We start from the raw sequence: 17,487 nt of genomic DNA on the forward strand, positions 1-17,487 counted from the left end.
GGTTGCGTCGATCGAATGCGCGTGCGAGATGCCCTCGCACGCGCATTGTCCCATGACCGTTTCTCTGTCCGTCGATACGCCGGCTCTGCCGGTTTTGCCGCTCAGACGGCAACGCAATCTCGCTGGCCGGGCAATGCTGCTGCTCGCCGGGGGCGTCTCCGTCTGCGCCCTGCTGCCGTTGGGATTCATCGTCTGGATTGCGATCGAAACCGGCTGGCAGACGGCCTTCTCGCTGATCTGGCGGCCGCGCGTCGGCGAACTGCTCGTCAACACGCTGCTGCTGGAACTGTGCACGCTGCCGCCCGCGATCCTGCTGGCGGTGGCGCTGGCCTGGCTCACCGAGCGCAGCGACATGCCCGGCGCGAAATTCCTTTCCTGGCTCGCGGTCGCACCGCTCGCAGTGCCAGCCTTCGTCCAGTCCTACGCCTGGGTCAGCCTCCTGCCGCGCTTCCACGGGCTTGCGGCGGCGGTGCTGGTTTCGGTCCTCGCCTATCTACCATTCCTTTATCTGCCCGTGGCCGCGCAGATTCGCCGGCTCGACCCTGAACTCGAGCATGTCGCGGCCTCGCTCGGGCAGTCTCCGCCGCGCGTGCTCCTGCGGGTGGTTCTGCCGCAGCTGCGGCTGGCGATCTGTGGCGGCAGCCTGCTGGTCGGGCTGCATCTGCTCGCGGAATACGGGCTCTACGCCATGATCCGCTTCGACACCTTCACCACCGCGATCATCGACCAGTTCCAGTCGAGCTATAACGGCCCGGCGGCGAACATGCTCGCGGGCGTGCTGGTGCTGAGCTGCTGCGGCCTCATCGGGCTCGAATGGCTGCTGCGCGGCGGCGCACGCTACGCCCGGCTCGGCTCCGGCGCCCCGCGCCCGGCGCCGCGCCAGCGGCTGGGGCGCTGGCGGCTGCCGGCCCTGGCGCTGCCGCTTGCCTTCGCCGCCCTCAGTCTCGGCGTGCCCATCCTGACACTCACGCGCTGGCTCATGGCCGCGGGCGAGGATGTCTGGCGGCAGAACGCGCTGGCCGCATCCCTTGCCGAGACGCTGGGCTATGCCGCTGCCGGCGCCTGCGTCGCGGCGGCGGCAGCGCTGCCGATGGCTTGGCTGTCGGTGCGCGCGCCCGGCCGGGTCACCCGCTTCCTGGAGAGCTGCCACAGTTATCTGGGCGCGCTGCCGGGCGTCGTGGTAGCGCTGGCCCTCGTCACCGTGACCGTGCGCATCGCCTTGCCGCTCTACCAGACCGTCGCGACCGTGGTCTTCGCTTATGTCCTGATGTTCCTGCCGCGCGCGTTGGTCGGGCTGCGTGCAGGCATCGCGCAGGTTCCGGTCGAACTGGAGCGCGCCGCGGCGGCGCTCGGCCGCAACCCGGCCCACGCGCTTCTGACGGTGACGCTGCCGCTCGCGGCGCCCGGCGTCGCCGCTGCGATGGCGCTGGTCGCGATGGGCGTGGCGACCGAGCTGACCGCGACATTGCTGCTTGCTCCCAACGGCACCCGGACGCTGGCGACCGAGTTCTGGGCGCTCACCAGCGAGCTCGACTATGCGAATGCTGCGCCCTATGCCGTGCTGATGATCCTTCTCTCGTTGCCGATGACCGCGCTGCTGCACGCTCAGGCACGCAAATCCCTCGGCGCATGACCCAGCTCGTCATCTCGGATGTCTCGAAGCGCTATGGCGCCATCGCGGCGCTGGATCGCGTATCCCTTGCCGTCGAGGCGGGCCGCCGCGTCGCCATCGTCGGCCCTTCCGGGTCGGGAAAGACGACGCTGCTGCGCGTCATCGCCGGCTTCGAAGCGCCCGATGCGGGAACGGTGGTGCTCGACGGGCAGGTGCTGGCCGACGGGCCGGCGATCGCCCCCGCGCATCGGCGCCGGATCGGTTATGTCGCCCAGGACGGGGCCTTGTTCCCGCATCTCGACGTGGCCGGCAATGTGGGCTTCGGCATCCCGCGAAACGAGCCTGACCGGGCGGCCCGCTTGCGCGAGCTGATGGAGCTGGTCGAGCTTGATCCAGCGATGCTGGAGCGCCGGCCGCACGAACTCTCGGGAGGGCAGCAGCAGCGCGTTGCGCTTGCCCGCGCACTGGCCCGGAAGCCGGCGCTGATGCTGCTCGACGAGCCGTTCTCGGCGCTCGATACCGGGCTGCGCGAGAGTGTTCGGCAAGCTGTTGCGCGCGTGCTGGCCAAGGCTGGCATCACCACAATCCTTGTCACCCACGATCAGGGCGAGGCGCTGTCCTTTGCCGATCAACTCGCGGTGATGCGGGAGGGCCGGTTGGTGCAAACGGGACGACCAGCCGAGCTTTACTGGCGGCCGGCGGATGTCGAAACAGCCCTGTTCCTTGGTAATGCCGTCCTGTTCGAGGCCGAAATCGCGGAGGGGAGTGTCTCCTGCGGGCTGGGCGAGTTCGAAGCCGAGACCGGCGGCCGCCGCGGGGCAGGCACGATCATGCTCCGGCCGGAGCAGTTCCTGCTGTCGCCAGTCGGTCCAGGTCACGAAGCCTTCATCGAGAACGTCGCATTCCGGGGCGCACAATGCACTGTGACGCTGCGGACGAACCACGGCGGAGGGGGCATCCGTTTCACTGCGCAGGTTTCGAGCATGGACCGGCCGCAGATTGGACAGACCGTTTTCGTGTCGGTGAAGGGCGAGCCGTTCCTGCTGCCCGGTTCCCGATAGACGCCGAACCGCGGCCCACCGTTTGGCATTCGATCGGCCGGTGTATGGCTGCTCCTTGATCGCCCACGCGAAGAGGAACCGCCGCCCGAGACCTCCTTCCAGCGTGCGCCTTCATGCGCGCTTCATTCGGCGTTTTCGCTTCCCTAAGCGCGTGCTGCCGCCAGCCGTCCTTTTCTGAGGGAACGCCGAGCCGGAGTGGCTGCTTGGAAGATGAACGTACGCGAACAATCCCGTTCAGGCCGCGTTCCACAACCGACTGCTCTACTTGGCTGGAGCAAAAAGGGAGATTCCCATGCGTCGGTTAGCAATCACAGCATTTGTTGGCTTCGGTATTGCCGCTTCGTTGACGTCGGTGCATGCCGGCGAGGCACTGCCCAGAGACGTTGCTCGGCGCCTCGACAAGCAGGCGGCCGAATTCACGATGAGCGAAGCCAAGCGCGAGCGCCTGATGATCATTCAGGAGAATATGGGGCGCCAGCGCTACTATGAACGCCGTCACGGCTATGGTGGCGGATACGGCTACGGACGCCGATATGGCGGTCCGCCGCCCTGGGCGCCGGCATATGGCTATCGCCGCGACTACGATGACCGTTGGTGATCGGGCGCGGGGACAGCAATGACGGACGCCTGCGATAGGTTGGCTGGGCTTCTCTCCGTTTCGCGGGATCAAGACACCAGGCGCCGCTCTGCAGCCCATTCCGCCGAACCGGGTGCCCGGTTAATGTCCGTTTTCGAGGTTCAGGTGAAAGGTGGCCGCGAATTGCCGGCCATCCGGCGCCGGCGCGCCTGAAAAACGCAGTTCAGGGGCCGGTCCTCTCGGAGGCGTTACGCTAGCTGACGGCTGGACCGTTCGTAGATCCTGGCTCCCGTCTGCGCATCCACGCCCTCCAGAACGACGTCATAGCCCCAGAGCTGGTGGATACGGCGCAGCGTCGCATCGCAGCTCGCGCTTTCCAGCAGAATGCCGCCATTGACTCGGTGTTGCAGGCGCAGATGCCTCTGGCCGAGCAGATCCACATCCACGACCTGGATATCCGAATAGCTCGTTCCGATGTCGTATTTCTGGGCGAGAGCGGCGCGTATCCGTTCGTAGCCGCGTTCGTTATGGATCGACGCTACGGTGTAGAAGCGCTCATCGGCCGCGTCAGACAGCACGAACATCCGCCATTTTCGGATCAGAGCCGGACTCAGATACTGGCGCATGAAGGATTCGTCGCGGTGATTGGCCCAGGCGTCGAGCAGGATTGCGCGCCAATCGCCTTTGCCCGCGATTTCGGGAAACCAGTCACGATCCTCAGCAGTGGGCTCGGTGGCGATGCGTTGGATGTCCTGCATCATGTCCAGGCCGAGCGCATAAGGATTGATGCCGGAAAAGCGGGGATCGTCGAAGGCAGGCTGGAAGATGACATTCGAGTGGTTCCGCAGGATTTCCAGCATGGCGCCTTCGCTGATCCGGCCCTGGTCGAACAACGCATTCATGACCGTATAGTGCACGAAGGTCGCGCAGCCTTCGTTCATCACCTGCGTCTGCCGCTGGGGGTAGAAGTACTGCGCGATGACGCGGACGATTCTGAGGATCTCGCGCTGCCAGGGCTCGAGGATCAGGCTGTTCTTTTCGAGGAAATAGAGGAGGTTCTCTTCCGGGAGATTGAGCGCCTTCTTCCGCTCGGCGACGCTGGCTTCCGCCTCGTCGGCCTTGCTGCCATCGGCCGGGCGCGGGACGGTGCGCCAGAGATCGTTATAGGAGCGCTCTTCGTACTCCAGCCGCTCGCGCAGTCCTTCGCGCTGCTTGTCGGATGAGAGCTTGGGAGGGCGGCGATAGCGAAACACGCCCTGGTCCATCAGCGCGTGCGCAGCATCCAGAATCGCTTCCACCGCCGCGACGCCGTGTCTTTCCTCGCAGCGGGCGATGAAGCCCTTGGCGAAATCGAGATAGCCCAGGATGGCGCTGGCATCCGTCCATTGCTGGAACAGATAGTTGTTCTTGAAAAAGTGGTTGTGGCCCAATGCCGCGTGAGCGGTCACCAGGGCCTGCAAGGCCATGGTGTTCTCTTCCATCAGATAGACGATGCAGGGATTGGAGTTGATCACCAGCTCATAGGCGAGGCCGCGCCCGCCCTTGCGATAGAGCAGTTCGTGATGGAGGAAATGCTTGCCGAAGGACCAGTGGCGATACATCAGCGGCATGCCGATGGAAGAGTAGGCATCGAGCATCTGCTCGGAAGAAATGACTTCCATCTGAACCGGATAGATATCGAGATGGAGTTCTTCCTTCGCGACGGCCTCGATGACGTCGTAAGCATGCGAGAGGGTCTGGAAGTTCCAGTCGGAGCCGGAAAACAGCAAGTCGGATCTGTGCGCGTACCTGGGCATCGGCGCTCCTTTCAGTCGCGCTGCAGTGCCGGTTGCTTCGTGAAGAGCTGGCGAAAGACCGGGTAGATGTCGGCCGCCTTGGCGATGCGGCTCATGTCGAAGTTCGGCCATCTGTCCCTGACCGTCCGATAAGCACGCCAGAGCGATGTCCCGTTGTCCGTGGAGCCGAATATCTCGCTCTCGCGCTCGTCGATGATCTCGACATAGGCGAAATACTGACACAGGCGCATGATCTCGCCGTCCATCAGGCTGAGGCAGCGATCGGAATCCGTCGCGAGGTTGTCGCCGTCCGACGCCTGGGCGGCATAGATGTTCCATTCCCGGCTGGGATAGCGCTGCGTGATGATGCGCTGCATCTCCTCCAGCGCAGTCGAGACGACGGTGCCGCCGCTCTGCGTGCTGTAGAAGAAGGTCTCCTCATCCACCTCCTTGGCCTCATGGGTATGGCGGATGAAGACGATGTCGGTGCGGTCGTAGCGGCGCTTCAGGAACAGATGCAGCAGGACGAAGAAGCGCTTGGCGAGGTCCTTTTCGCGTTCGCCCATGGAGCCGGAGACGTCCATGAGGCAGAACATCACCGCCTTCGCGTTCGGAAGGGGCTGCGGGTCAAAACGGTTGAAGCGGATATCGACCGGGTCGACGAAGGCGATAACGCGACGACGGCGTTCCAGCCGGTCGAGTTCCTCGCGCAAGGCGGCGATACGCTGGCGGGTCTCGGGATCGGTCCGGCCGGAATCGAGGCTGGCCAGCTCGCGCAGGATCGCCTCGAGCTCCTCGCGTTTGGGTCGCCGGAGCGCAATCCGGCGGCCGTGACTGTTCCGCATGGTGCGCGCGACGCTGATGTTGGTCGGCGACCCGCTCACCGAAAAGCCGGCCCGTCGCGGCTTGAAGGCGAGAATTTCCTGGAGATTGAGCTTGACCATGTCGGGAAGCTCGAGATCCTCGAAGAACAGGTCGAGCACCTCCTCGCGCGACAGAACGAAACGAAAATCATCCTCGGATGACTGCGAGCCCGGTGCCGATCCGGCTCCGCCGCCTTGGCCCGGCTTCGGCATCCGGTCGCCCGCGGAGAAATGCTTGTTGCCAGGCAGGACGTACTGGCGATGTCCGCTATCCTTCGCAACGCGGAAGTTCGGCTCGCTCGTCTCGTTCGCCGGCACCGAGACGACATGCTCACCATCCGCGTCGGCGATCTTCCCGGCTCGGATCTGTTCCTGGATGTTTCGCTTCAGCTCCGTGCGCACGCGGCGCAGGAAGCGCTGGCGATTGCCAAGGCTTTTGTCCTTCGGGTTCAATCGACGGTCGATGAAGATGGGCATGGGACCGCTCGGGCCGACGTTAACCCGCCTTGTTCACGCGCATGTACCAATCCACGAGGCGCCGGACCTGGCGCTCGGTATAGCCCCGCTCCACCATGCGCTCGACGAAACCCAGGTGCCGCTTCTCAGTCACGCTGTCCTGCTTCGAGCCGAAACTGATGACGGGCAGCAGGTCCTCGACCTGTCCGAACATCCGCTTCTCGATGACTTCGCGCAGCTTTTCGTAGCTGGTCCATGACGGGTTGCGGCCGTTGTTGCGGGCCCGCGCACGCAGCGTGAACTTCACGACCTCGTTACGGAAATCCTTGGGATTGGCGATGCCGGCCGGCTTCTCGATCTGGGACAGTTCATTGTCCAGAACCTGCCGGTTGAGGATCTGGCCGGTATCGGGGTCCTTGTAATCCTGATCTTCCACCCATGCATCGGCATAGGCGATGTAGCGGTCGAACAGGTTCTGCCCGTACTCCCCGTAGGATTCGAGATAGGCCTTCTGGATCTCGTGGCCGATGAATTCGGCGTAGCGCGTCGCGAGTTCCGACTTGATGAAGTCGAGATAGGCCGCTTCCGTTTCCTTGGGGAACTGCTCGCGCTTGATGGCTCCCTCCAGGATGTACATCAGGTGCACGGGATCGGCAGCGAGCTCCTGCGTGTCGTAGTTGAATGTCTGCGAAAGGATCTTGAAGGCGAAGCGCGTGCTCACGCCGGTCATGCCTTCGTCGACTCCGGCGGCGTCGCGGTATTCCTGGATCGCCTTCGCCTTCGGCTCCAGCTCCTTGAGGTTCTCGCCGTCATAGACGCGCATCTTGGTATAGAGGGGCGAATTCTCGAATTCGGTCAGCCGTGTCGAGACCGAGAAGCGGCTGAGAATATCGAGCACTTCGGGTGCGCAGGGGCTGTCGGCAAGCTCGCTTTCGCGCAGCAGCTTCTCGTAGATCTCCCGCTCTTCGGTGACGCGCAGGCAATAGGGTACCTTGACCACCATAATGCGGTCGAGGAAGGCCTCGTTGTTCTTGTTGCTCTTGAACTGCAGCCATTCGGACTCGTTGGAGTGAGCCAGCACGATGCCCTGATAGGGGAATGCGCCGAAGTTCTCGGTGCCGTTGTAGCTGCCCTCCTGGGTCGCGGTGAGCAGGGGATGCAAAACCTTGATCGGTGCCTTGAACATCTCGACGAATTCGAGCAGGCCCTGCGTCGTACGGTTCAGCCCGCCGCTATAGGAATAGGCGTCCGGGTCCGACTGGCTGAAATTTTCGAGCTGGCGGATATCCACCTTGCCGACCAGTGTCGAGACATCCTGGTTGTTCTCGTCCCCCGGCTCGGTCTTGGCGATGCCGATCTGGCGCAGCCGCGACGGCATCAGCCTGACCACGCTGAACTTGGAGATGTCGCCGGATAATTCGTCCAGTCGCTTCGCTGCCCAGGGCGAAATGAGGCCGTTCAGCCTGCGCCGCGCGATGCCGTATTTGTCCTCGAAGAGGCCGCCCATGCGCTCCGGATGGAACAGGCCCAGCGGCGATTCGAAAACAGGGCTGATCTTGCCGCCCACCTTGAGCGTGTAGAACGGCCGCTCCTCCATGAGCTTCTTCAGCCGCTCTGCCAGCGAGGACTTCCCGCCGCCGACGGGCCCGAGCAGGTAGAGGATCTGCTTGCGCTCCTCCAGCCCTTGCGAAGCATAGCGGAAATAACCCGCGATCCGCTCGATCGTATCCTCCATGCCGTAGAAATCGGCGAAGGAAGGATAGATCTTGATGGTCCGATTGGCGAAAATCCGACCAAGCCGCTCATCCTTGCTGGTATCGAGAAGTTTCGGTGCGCCGATCGCATCGACCATCCGCTCGGCCGCGGACGCGTACATCGACTTATCTTCGCGACATGCCAGCAGGTATTCCTGCAGGCTCATCTCCTCCTGTGAGTAGCTCCGGTAATCCTCGGAGAATAAGCGGAATACCTCGCTGTCTCTCTCGATCATGGCAGCCATCCACCGATTGGTGGTCTCCTCGACGACGGCCCTCAACATCCAACAGATGATAGTCGTGCAAGTTCCTGTCCAGTGCCTGAACGGCTGCTGCGACAACGGCGCTGCGCCGTCGGGGCAGTCAAGCGTTCGGGCGGCCGACATCTCTGCTGCAGGCGGCGGCCTAGCGCCCTGACGATATGATGCATCACGCGTGCCATCGTGGCGGTGGTGCCATCATTGCCTTGCTGCGGCTGCCGTGCACGGGCTGCGATTCGCAAGACCTGCAGCAAGCATGGTCGCAAATGACCCTGCATTCAACTGAATTCGGCCCGCGCGATGAGGCAGCCGGGCGGCGCCGGGCACCACTTATGCGGTTTGCCGCGCCGATCTCGCGATCCGGGATGCGGCAGGCGGGTTTCGCGGTGCGCGAGACCGCAATCGTGAAGACTGCTATGGTCGATATGGTTGCTCGCTCTCAATCTTGGAAATCTGTGCCGGAGTGACACGATGTCGCTTGTTTATAGGCCAGCTCGAGCGAACGATCTGGCAGCTGCCGATGCTCTGGTGGTGGCCAGCATCAACGAACTCACTATTCGTCATGGCTTCGGCCCCATGGCGTCGGCCAGCCCCCCGAGCTTTCAGCTGTTTTCGCTCGAAGACGACCCCGATGGCCTGTGGGTCGCTGAGGATAGCCGCGCGATGCTGGGCTTTGCCTGGAGCTGGGTTTGTGGGGATGTCTGGTTCCTGGCCCAGCTCTTCGTCGATCCGGCCCGACAGGGCGAGGGCATCGGAAACGAGCTGTTGGAACGAACCATGGAGCATGCCCGGAAATCAGGGGCGGCTCACAAGGCGTTGATTACCTTCACCTTCAATCGCGTCTCGCAGGGCCTGTATATGCGGCACGGGCTCTTTCCCAGGATGCCGGTCTACTTGTTCAACGCCGCGCGCGATCGGGTGGCGCAGGCGTTGCCGGAGCCGCGATTGCGAGCCGCGGCGATCGACGACAGCGCTGCTACCATGGAGAAGCTCGCCGCGATCGATTCAAGCGCCATCGGCATCTCGCGGGAAAAGCATCATCGCCACCTGCTCAATGACGCGGCGGTCGGGGGTGTCTTGCTCCACGCCGGCAGCGAATGCGTCGGCTACGCCTATATCAGCGCCAGCGGGCATATCGGGCCGCTCGCCGTCACGAGGTCTGGCATTCTTCGCGATGCCTTCTCGACGGCGTTGCGATTGGCGGCAGATAGCTCTGTCGAGAAGATTTCCGCTTTTCTGCCAGGTACCTGCGACAGCGTCTTAAGCCTTGCAGTGAAACAAGGCATGCGTATCAGCTTTCCCATGCTGCTGATAGCGTCGCCCGGCTATGGCGGCTGGACGCAGTATCTGCCGCGAAACCCAGGCTTCATGTGATTGCCAGGGCCTCGGTGCGACCTGTGTCATCGCGGCAGACGGATGGTCGTTCGGGGTCGCTCACCGCAGCGGGGGCCAGCGCAAATGTTCGGCGATGTAGATCATAACGTTCGATTGAATGCGTTTGCTTGGATCGTTTTTCTAAAAGATGGTGCCACAGAGAAAGAGTTTTTCTAATCCTTGGCGCCCCCATCCATGAATGACGTTTCCGGACCCTTCCGTTCGCCGATGCTGCGAGCCGGGCAACTTCTGCCTGGCTTCGGGCTTTGCGTGCTCATCAGTGCTGCGGCCTACGGCCTTGAAGTGCTGGAAGCGCATTTTACGGGGCGTGCGTGGCTGGAAGCTCTCGTGCTGGCCATCCTGCTCGGAACCACGGTGAGGACCCTTTGGACCCCGTCGAAGTTCTGGCTGCCGGGAATCGCGTTCTCGTCAAAGACGGTTCTGGAAATCGCGATCGTGCTCCTCGGCGCGTCGCTCAATGCCGAGGCCATCATCGCAGCCGGCCCGAGCCTGATCGTCGGCATCGCCGCAGTCGTCGCCGTCGCGCTTGCCGTCAGCTTTCTGATCGGACGCATGCTCGGCCTGCCCAAGCGCATGGCGGTCCTGGTCGCCTGCGGCAATTCGATCTGCGGCAACTCGGCCATCGCGGCGGTGGCGCCCGTGATCGGCGCAAGCGGTCACGACGTTGCATCGTCCATTGCATTCACAGCTGTGCTGGGCGTCCTGGTGGTGCTGGGCCTGCCGCTGCTGGTGCCGCTGCTGCATCTGTCGGACATCCAATACGGGGTGCTGGCTGGCCTCACCGTCTACGCCGTCCCGCAGGTTCTCGCGGCAACGGCGCCGGTAGCGGCCGCAAGCGTCCAGATCGGCACGCTCGTCAAGCTCGTGCGCGTGCTGATGCTTGGACCGGTCGTCGTCGTCCTTTCAATTCTGAGCAGCCGAGCGCAGGCCAAGGCGAATAACCTCACCGCAGAGAACCAGCCCCGTCGCGGCGTGCCCGTGCACAAGCTCGTCCCTTGGTTCATCATCGCCTTCCTGGCGATGGCGGCGCTCCGTTCGCACGGCGGTATCCCGCAGGCCGCACTTGGCCCTATCGCTCAAACTGCGACCATCCTCACCATCATCTCGATGGCCGCATTGGGCCTAGGCGTCGACATCCGCGCGGTTGCCAGGGCCGGCCGCAGCGTAACAGCTGCGGTTTCGCTCTCTCTGCTCGCGCTTGCCGCGGTCAGCGTCGGTCTGATCCGGCTGCTGGGCATCTCGTAGGTCTGCATCGAGGCTCCCGGCGGCGTCACTGCCAGCGGGAGCGACACGGCATCAGGTTCGGGAGGTGTCACCCTGCGAGCGATGATCGAAGAAGCGTTGCGCAGCAACTGGAAGAGCCTTTTTTCCTATGCGCTCCGCCTGACCGACAATCCCGACGCTGCCGCGGATCTGGTGCAGTCCTGCGCTCTCAAGGCACTCGGGAGCTCGGGTGCTCAGCCTCGCCCTGAAGCCGTTCGCGCCTGGTTGTTCAAGATCGTCCGCAATGCCTGGATCGACAATTATCGCCGCGCGCGCCACATCCCTGATGTGCCCGAAAGCGGAGCGCTGGAGGAGGGCCCTGGCTTCGACCATCGCTATGATGACAGCCTTATCGCCGAAATCACCGTTCGGCAGGCCTTGAAGCGGATACCGCCCGACCACCGCGAGATCGTCGAACTGGTCGATCTGGCGGGCTTCAGCTATGGCGAGGTCGCGTCTATTCTCGGGGTGCCGCAAGGGACGATCATGAGCCGGTTGAGCCGGGCGAGGCAGGCATTGCTGGCCGTCATCGAGCGCGAGAATCTGCGCCCCCTCCAGTCGAGGCGCCGCCGTCATGCACGGTGAGGAATCGGCCGGGGACGGCGGAGTTTCCCTCGATAGGCTGAATGCCTATGTCGACGACGAGCTTTCTGCGGAGGAAGCGGCCGAGGTTGCGGCGGCGATCGCCTGTGACCCACGGCTGGCCGAGCGTGTGGCAACGCTGTCGCGGCTGCGCGCCGTCGCACGCCGCTTGCCTCCCGAAATGGCGCCGCCCGCATTCATGCTGCCGCCCCGGCGCCGTTCGCGAGCGGTCCTGCCTGTCGCCGCCGCTCTGGCGCTCGCGGCCTGCATCGGTTTCCTCGCCCTGCTCTCCGGCTCGGCGAAAGCTCCTGACGGAGGGCTCGCAGCCGCGATGTCAGCTCATCGCCACTGGATAGCAGAAGGTCAGCCGGAAATGCCGGAGCGACGCGTGCGAGTGGATCTCGCCGCAGCGCAGAGCGGACACCTTCCGGATTTGCGGGCCTCCGGCTTGGAGCTCAGCTATCTTTCGCTCGATCCGACCTCCGGCAATGGCGGCCTGCTCGCGGGCTATCGCGGCCCCCATGGCTGCCGGCTCGGGCTCTGGATGGCGCCGCATTCCGGACGCTGGGGTGCGACGCCGGTGAAAAGCGATCGCGATGAATTGCGCATACGCGCCTGGAGCACGGTCGGCGCCGACTACGCGCTGATGAGCAGCGGCATGGATCCCGCGCGGCTCGATCGCCTCGCCGATGTCATCGCCAATCTGATCCGTCAGAAGCTGGAGCCGACGGACGAGCAGGTCGCGGCTCTCAGGGACGTGCCGAATATCGGTCAGCCCTGCGGCGCCTGACCGTTTTCTTTCCTTGATATGGAATAGATCGACGCTCTGATGCGTCTCAATCTCCAGAGGAGTGTGTCCTCGGGAGAAACGCCATGTTGAACAGACGACAGATGCTCACATCTGCCGGCCGTGCGGCTTTGGGGCTGGGAGCCGCCGCGATCGCTGGATCGCGCTTCTCGGCCCTGGCCGCCGAAACCGTCAAATTGCCCTTCCAGAATGGCGAGCGCGAACTCGTCAAAGTGCCGGGCAAACGCCCGCTGATTCAGCAGACAGCCCGCCCGCCGCAGCTCGAGACGCCATTCTCGGTCTTCAATGACGGCGTGGTCACGCCGAACGACGCCTTCTTCGTTCGCTACCATCTCGCCGACATTCCGCTGGAGATCGACCCGGAAACGTTTCGGCTCGAGGTGAAGGGCAAGGTGTCCAAACCGCTCTCGCTGTCGCTGCGCGAGTTGAAGAGCGGCTTCCCTGCGGTCGAGGTCGTCGCGGTCAACCAGTGCTCCGGCAACAGCCGCGGCTTCGTCGAGCCCCGGGTCGCCGGCGGCCAGCTCGGAAACGGCGCCATGGGCAACGCGCGCTGGCGCGGCGTCTCGCTCAAGGCCGTCCTGGAGCGAGCCGGTGTCCAACCAGGGGCGGTGCAGGTCTCCTTCGACGGCCTCGACGGTCCGGTTGCGCCCGATACGCCCGATTTCACGAAGGCGCTCGCGCTCGACCATGCCCGCGACGGCGAAGTCATGCTGGCCTATGCCATGAATGGAACCGACCTGCCTTGGCTCAACGGCTATCCGCTGCGCCTGGTCGTGCCGGGCTATTACGGGACCTATTGGGTCAAGCACCTGAACGAGATCACCGTGCTGGACAAGGAGCTCGACAGCTTCTGGATGAAAACGGCCTACCGGATCCCCGACAATGACTGCGCCTGCGTCGAGCCTGGAAAGGCGCCCGTGGCGACGATTCCAATCAACCGATTCACCGTCCGCTCGTTCATCACTAATGTGCTGGATGGGGCCAAGGTCAAGGCTGGTAGACTTGCGCTGCGCGGCATCGCTTTCGATGGCGGTTCCGGCATCGCCGAAGTCCAGGTTTCCGGCGATGGCGGCCAGACCTGGGTCAAGGCTGGCCTCGGGCACGATCTCGGCAAGTACTCCTTCCGCGAATGGAAGGCGGACGTCTCCGTCGCATCCGGCGAGCAGAAGTTGATGGTCAAGGCGACCAACGCCAAGGGGCAGACCCAGCCGATGCAGCCGCTCTGGAACCCGTCCGGCTATCTGCGCAACGTCGTCGAAACGACGCGCGTCATGGCCGCGTGAGGGAGAATGTCATGACGACGATCACTCGCCCGCGCGCGTTCGGCGCCGCATTCATCCTCGCATGCACTCTTGCCGGAACCGCGCTCGCGGCTCCGAAGACCTATAAGCTGCCGGAAGAGACGGCCGCGCTCAAACCCGGCGCCGAGCCGGGCTTCGAGGCCGCCAAAAACAACTGCATGGCTTGCCACTCGGCCGACTACGTCAATTATCAGCCGAGCAAGAAGGGGCAGGCCTTCTGGGACGCCGAGGTCCAGAAGATGATCAAGGTCTACAAGGCTCCCATCGACGACAAGGATGCCAAGGCCATCGCAGAATATCTGGGCCAGACCTACTGACCGACGCGGAGCTGCGCCGGGGTCTGCTTCCAGCCACGGATTGTCCCTATCGAACTGGCGGCCCTTTGCGGGGCCGCCATTTCTGCGCCTGGTCGTCGTTACCGATCGAAAAGCCCGGATCGTGCGAGGGCGCTCGCCGTGCTGGGGCTGAAGGCGGCCGGGATATCGTACACCAGGACCAGCCTCAGCAATGCCTTCACGTCGACGTCGTGAGGTTGGGCGGCGAGGGGATCCGGAAAGAACAGAAGGACGTCCAATTCGCCTTGCGCAATCATCGCCCCAACCTGCTGATCGCCGCCAAGCGGGCCGCTTTTGACGAGGCGGATAGTGAGATCGGGAAGCGAGGACTTCAACACGCCACCAGTCGTCGCGGTCGCGACCACGGTATGGCGCGCGATCAAGCCGGCATGCTGTACGGCCCAGGCCGCAAGATCCGGCTTCTTGCTGTCATGGGCCACCATACCGATCGTGAGAGACATGGCGCTCAGCCCCCGAAGACGCGCTTGAGTTCCTCGACTTCGGTTTCAACACGAAGCTTGTCGCTGCGGCCGGAGCGGAGGATCAGAAGCTTCGCAGTCTCGTCGAGCTCGTCCGCCGCGTAAACAGCGCTTTGGAAATCCTTCCCAGGAGATATGGCGCACTTCGGGCTCTTGCCGCACGCTATCCCGACCCGTTGTCCGGTGGCCAGCAGCAGCGCGTCGCGATCTGCCGTGCCCTCGTCTACGAGCGGAAGGGTCCTGCTCCTCGACGAACCTCTCTCGAATCTCGACGCCGCGCCGGGTCACGAGCTTTCAGCGTGCGCGCAAACCTCGTGCGACACTCATGGCTCGCCTGATTGCGGTTATGGCGGCCCCGGCGGCTATGAGCCAGAGAGCGATAATCAGCACCTCGTTGTGGCCGCGCCAGAGCGGTTCCAGCAGTGACAGCAGGGCCGCCGCGGTGATCGTCGCCATGCGGTGCTGCTTGGCCATCGGGCCCGAGAAATCGGCCGGCAGCCCGCAGGCGCGGCCGAGTTCGCGCGTATACGCGGTCAGCACGGCAAAACCGGCAGCCGCCCAGCCCAGGGCCGGCACGCCAGCCCCGCAACCGGCGCCGACGAGAATGAGGATATCGGCAACGCGATCCGGGAATTCGTTCCAGAACGGCCCATCGGGCTCCTGCTTGCTGCCTTCGATGGCCACCATTCCGTCGAACAGGTTGCACAGCAATCTGAGCTGACAGAACAGGGCGGCGGCCAGGAGCAGGGCGGCGCGTGGGCCGGCCTCCGCCGCGCCCGCCTGCCAGAAGGTGATGCCGGCGAAAGCCGCCATCACCATGCTCGCCATCGAAATCTGGTTCGGCGTGATAGCGGCAGCGCTCAGCCGTCGGGCGATGGAGCGGGCCCAGCCGGAATCGCGGCTGGCGAGCGGGCGTCGATTCTCGTCCTGCGCCATCGTTCAGGCCTTCCCGATACGCCAGAGCGAATAATTGTAGAGCGCGGCGTAGCTCGTCGCGACGGTGAGGGGCACGGCGATCGTCCTTGCGATCTCGGGCGTGCCGCCGATCGTGTGGATGACGGTCAGCACGCTTGCGGAGACGAGCCCGGCGATCAAGGGCGGCGCCAGAAGCGCGGCGAGGCCGGTGAAGCGGCCGGCGAGATATTCGATGCATCGCTTCAGGACGAGCGTGATCGAGGCCGAGAGCGCACCCTGGATCAGCCCCGCTTGGAGCGGAGCCGGCATCGCATGGCCGCGGTTGGCGAAGGCCGCCCAACTCCCCATGGCGAGGAAGGCAAAGGCGACATGGACGATGCTGCTGCGCATCAGGCGTGCGATCGGCCGGGTCATACGGCCGACCATCCGTAGCGGACCAGATGGAAGAAGATCGGGGCTGAGAACACGACCGAGTCGAGCCGGTCGATGAAGCCGCCATGGCCGGCGATCAGATGGCCCCAATCCTTGACGCCGCGGTCGCGCTTGATCGCGGACATGACGAGCCCGCCGAAGAAGCCCATCAGAACGATCACCAGCGACAGGAAGGCGGCTTGGAGCGGCGTGAAGGGCGTCATCCAGGAGAGACCGGCGCCGACGGCGGTCGCGCTAAGCGCGCCGCCGACGAAGCCCTCGACGGTTTTCGAGGGCGAGAGCTTCGGCGCGATCTTGGTGCGGCCCAAAAGCTTGCCCCAGACATATTGCAGGACGTCGCTGATCTGCACGACGATGACCAGAAAGGCGATCAGCAGGACATTGCGTCCCTGATAGCCGGCGATGTCGAGGTTCAGCAGCGCCGGCACATGCGAGGTGCTGAACACGCAGATCATCAGCGCCCACTGCACTTCGGCGATGCGCACGAGGAAATGGTCGGTGTCGCCGCGCAAAGCCGCGATGATCGGCATCAGCAGGAAGGCGTAGACCGGGATGAAGATCGAGTAGAGCCCGTACCATTCGATCCAGATCAGGTAGTATTGCACCGGCAGCACGACGAAGAAGGCGGCCGCCAGCGCCCAGTGGTCGGCCCGGCGCGTATCGATCAGCGTGATGAACTCGCGCAGGGCTGCGAAGGAGCAGAAAGTAAAGAGCAGCGTCACGCCGGTCTTGCCGCCGATCAGCGCCAGCGCCATCAGCACGACCATGACCCACCAGGCCCGGATGCGGTCGTTGAGGTTCTCGACCACGGCGTTAGAGCCGTCCGGCGAGAATCTGCGCTGCAGCACGAAGCCGATAGCGGAGGCGAGGACGAGGACGCCGAGGATGCCGGCGAGCACGGCCACCAGATCGGGATGCGGCATCGTCATGACGCGTTCGCCTTGGGGGACAGGGCGAGCAACGCGGCTTCGGCTCTTGCCAGGAAATCCTGCTTCGTTTCCGCATCGGCAAGACGGAGCGGCGCGCCGAAGGTGACGGTGCAGATCAGCGGGATCGGCACGAACTCGCCCTTGGGCATGACGCGGTTGAGGTTGTCGATCCAGGCCGGCACGAGGACGACGTCCGGCCGCGCCTTTGCCAGGTGGAACAGCCCGCTCTTGAACGGCAGGAGCGGGGCCTCCGTGGTGTTGCGCGTGCCTTCCGGGAAGACGATGAGGGACGAGCCGGCATCCAACGCTTCTGTCATCTGGGCGATCGGATCACATGTGCGGCTCGCGCGGTCGCGATCGATCAGAACGGCGTTGAAGACATCGCAACCGATGAAGCGCCTCATGCGGCTCTTCAGCCAGTAATCGCTCCCGGCGACCGGCCGCGTCTCAAATCGCATGCGGCGCGGCAAAACGGTCCAGATCAGGACGAAATCGCCATGGCTCGCATGATTGGCATAATAGATCCGCTGCTCGGCGGCCGGGGCCACACCTACCCACCGTCCGCGGACGGCGGTCAGGAAGCGGGCGAAGAACAGGATCAGCGTGCCCGCCAATCTGATCCATGCTTCATGCATGTCTTAGCCCCGATTGCCGCCCCACCGCTGAGGTAGCGTTCAATTCCGGCGCTGT

17 protein-coding genes and 1 pseudogene are annotated in these 17,487 nt (G+C 64.1%); 10 read left to right on the forward strand and 8 right to left on the reverse strand.

Going from position 1 to position 17,487, the window contains the following annotated elements; translation table 11 throughout:
* Positions 1 to 52: 52 nt before the first annotated feature.
* The 3 genes from AC1DE3_RS09925 to AC1DE3_RS09935 all read left to right on the forward strand — a co-directional run bounded on the left by AC1DE3_RS09925 (position 53) and on the right by AC1DE3_RS09935 (position 3,271).
* Positions 53 to 1,633 carry an ABC transporter permease gene (locus AC1DE3_RS09925; protein ID WP_441511434.1) on the forward strand — a complete coding sequence of 527 codons (1,581 nt, stop codon included), beginning with the start codon at positions 53 to 55 and terminating at the stop codon, positions 1,631 to 1,633.
* Positions 1,630 to 2,673, forward strand: coding sequence for an ABC transporter ATP-binding protein (locus tag AC1DE3_RS09930; protein WP_441511435.1), 1,044 nt, complete (start codon positions 1,630 to 1,632; stop codon positions 2,671 to 2,673). Before AC1DE3_RS09925 ends, AC1DE3_RS09930 begins: the two co-directional genes overlap by 4 nt.
* 292 nt (positions 2,674 to 2,965) lie before the next feature.
* The gene (locus AC1DE3_RS09935) at positions 2,966 to 3,271 is read left to right on the forward strand and encodes a hypothetical protein (RefSeq protein WP_441511436.1); all 306 of its coding nucleotides are present in this window, start codon (positions 2,966 to 2,968) and stop codon (positions 3,269 to 3,271) included.
* Between the two features lie 227 nt (positions 3,272 to 3,498).
* Here AC1DE3_RS09935 and AC1DE3_RS09940 read toward each other — a convergent pair whose 3' ends face one another.
* From AC1DE3_RS09940 to AC1DE3_RS09950, 3 genes are read right to left on the reverse strand one after another with little or no spacing between them, the layout of a single operon-like run.
* The gene (locus AC1DE3_RS09940; protein WP_476779712.1) at positions 3,499 to 5,046 is read right to left on the reverse strand and encodes a SpoVR family protein; all 1,548 of its coding nucleotides are present in this window, start codon (positions 5,044 to 5,046) and stop codon (positions 3,499 to 3,501) included.
* Positions 5,047 to 5,057: 11 nt separating this feature from the next.
* Positions 5,058 to 6,365, reverse strand: a complete 1,308-nt coding sequence (locus AC1DE3_RS09945) for a YeaH/YhbH family protein (RefSeq protein WP_441511438.1) — start codon at positions 6,363 to 6,365, stop codon at positions 5,058 to 5,060.
* Positions 6,366 to 6,384: 19 nt separating this feature from the next.
* On the reverse strand, positions 6,385 to 8,334 hold the full coding sequence (locus tag AC1DE3_RS09950; protein WP_441511439.1) for a PrkA family serine protein kinase: 1,950 nt from the start codon (positions 8,332 to 8,334) through the stop codon (positions 6,385 to 6,387).
* Between the two features lie 495 nt (positions 8,335 to 8,829).
* Here AC1DE3_RS09950 and AC1DE3_RS09955 point away from each other — a divergent pair, with 495 nt between their 5' ends.
* From AC1DE3_RS09955 to sorB, 6 genes are all read left to right on the forward strand, one after another.
* Positions 8,830 to 9,732, forward strand: coding sequence for a GNAT family N-acetyltransferase (locus AC1DE3_RS09955; protein WP_441511440.1), 903 nt, complete (start codon positions 8,830 to 8,832; stop codon positions 9,730 to 9,732).
* 228 nt (positions 9,733 to 9,960) lie between these two features.
* A complete protein-coding gene (locus AC1DE3_RS09960; RefSeq protein WP_441511536.1) occupies positions 9,961 to 10,998 on the forward strand; it encodes a YeiH family protein in 1,038 nt (345 codons plus the stop codon).
* 81 nt (positions 10,999 to 11,079) lie between these two features.
* On the forward strand, positions 11,080 to 11,601 hold the full coding sequence (locus tag AC1DE3_RS09965; RefSeq protein WP_441511441.1) for an RNA polymerase sigma factor: 522 nt from the start codon (positions 11,080 to 11,082) through the stop codon (positions 11,599 to 11,601).
* Positions 11,591 to 12,388 carry an anti-sigma factor family protein gene (locus AC1DE3_RS09970; RefSeq protein WP_441511442.1) on the forward strand — a complete coding sequence of 266 codons (798 nt, stop codon included), beginning with the start codon at positions 11,591 to 11,593 and terminating at the stop codon, positions 12,386 to 12,388. Before AC1DE3_RS09965 ends, AC1DE3_RS09970 begins: the two co-directional genes overlap by 11 nt.
* An 83-nt stretch (positions 12,389 to 12,471) precedes the next feature.
* Positions 12,472 to 13,689: a SorA family sulfite dehydrogenase catalytic subunit gene (gene sorA / locus AC1DE3_RS09975; RefSeq protein ID WP_441511443.1), complete on the forward strand. Its 1,218-nt coding sequence runs from the start codon at positions 12,472 to 12,474 to the stop codon at positions 13,687 to 13,689.
* 11 nt (positions 13,690 to 13,700) lie between these two features.
* A complete protein-coding gene (gene sorB, locus AC1DE3_RS09980; protein WP_441511444.1) occupies positions 13,701 to 14,024 on the forward strand; it encodes a SorB family sulfite dehydrogenase c-type cytochrome subunit in 324 nt (107 codons plus the stop codon).
* Between the two features lie 98 nt (positions 14,025 to 14,122).
* Here sorB and AC1DE3_RS09985 read toward each other — a convergent pair whose 3' ends face one another.
* Entirely contained in the window at positions 14,123 to 14,503 is a 381-nt protein-coding gene (locus AC1DE3_RS09985) for a methylglyoxal synthase (protein ID WP_441511445.1), read from the reverse strand.
* 86 nt (positions 14,504 to 14,589) lie between these two features.
* Between AC1DE3_RS09985 and AC1DE3_RS09990 the strand changes: the two are divergent.
* Positions 14,590 to 14,797: pseudogene (locus AC1DE3_RS09990) on the forward strand (ATP-binding cassette domain-containing protein); the annotation flags it as partial.
* Positions 14,798 to 14,815: 18 nt separating this feature from the next.
* Here AC1DE3_RS09990 and AC1DE3_RS09995 read toward each other — a convergent pair.
* Genes AC1DE3_RS09995 through AC1DE3_RS10010 form a run of 4 tightly spaced genes read right to left on the reverse strand, consistent with a single transcriptional unit; the run spans position 14,816 to position 17,432 of the window.
* Positions 14,816 to 15,457: a CDP-alcohol phosphatidyltransferase family protein gene (locus AC1DE3_RS09995; RefSeq protein ID WP_441511446.1), complete on the reverse strand. Its 642-nt coding sequence runs from the start codon at positions 15,455 to 15,457 to the stop codon at positions 14,816 to 14,818.
* Between the two features lie 3 nt (positions 15,458 to 15,460).
* Positions 15,461 to 15,862, reverse strand: coding sequence for a hypothetical protein (locus tag AC1DE3_RS10000; protein ID WP_441511447.1), 402 nt, complete (start codon positions 15,860 to 15,862; stop codon positions 15,461 to 15,463).
* Positions 15,847 to 16,797, reverse strand: a complete 951-nt coding sequence (locus tag AC1DE3_RS10005; protein ID WP_441511448.1) for a phosphatidate cytidylyltransferase — start codon at positions 16,795 to 16,797, stop codon at positions 15,847 to 15,849. The genes AC1DE3_RS10000 and AC1DE3_RS10005 overlap by 16 nt, the downstream gene beginning before the upstream one ends.
* Entirely contained in the window at positions 16,794 to 17,432 is a 639-nt protein-coding gene (locus tag AC1DE3_RS10010) for a lysophospholipid acyltransferase family protein (protein ID WP_476779700.1), read from the reverse strand. Before AC1DE3_RS10010 ends, AC1DE3_RS10005 begins: the two co-directional genes overlap by 4 nt.
* Between the last annotated feature and the right edge of the window lie 55 nt (positions 17,433 to 17,487).

This window comes from Allobosea sp. 10L417, assembly GCF_056395485.1.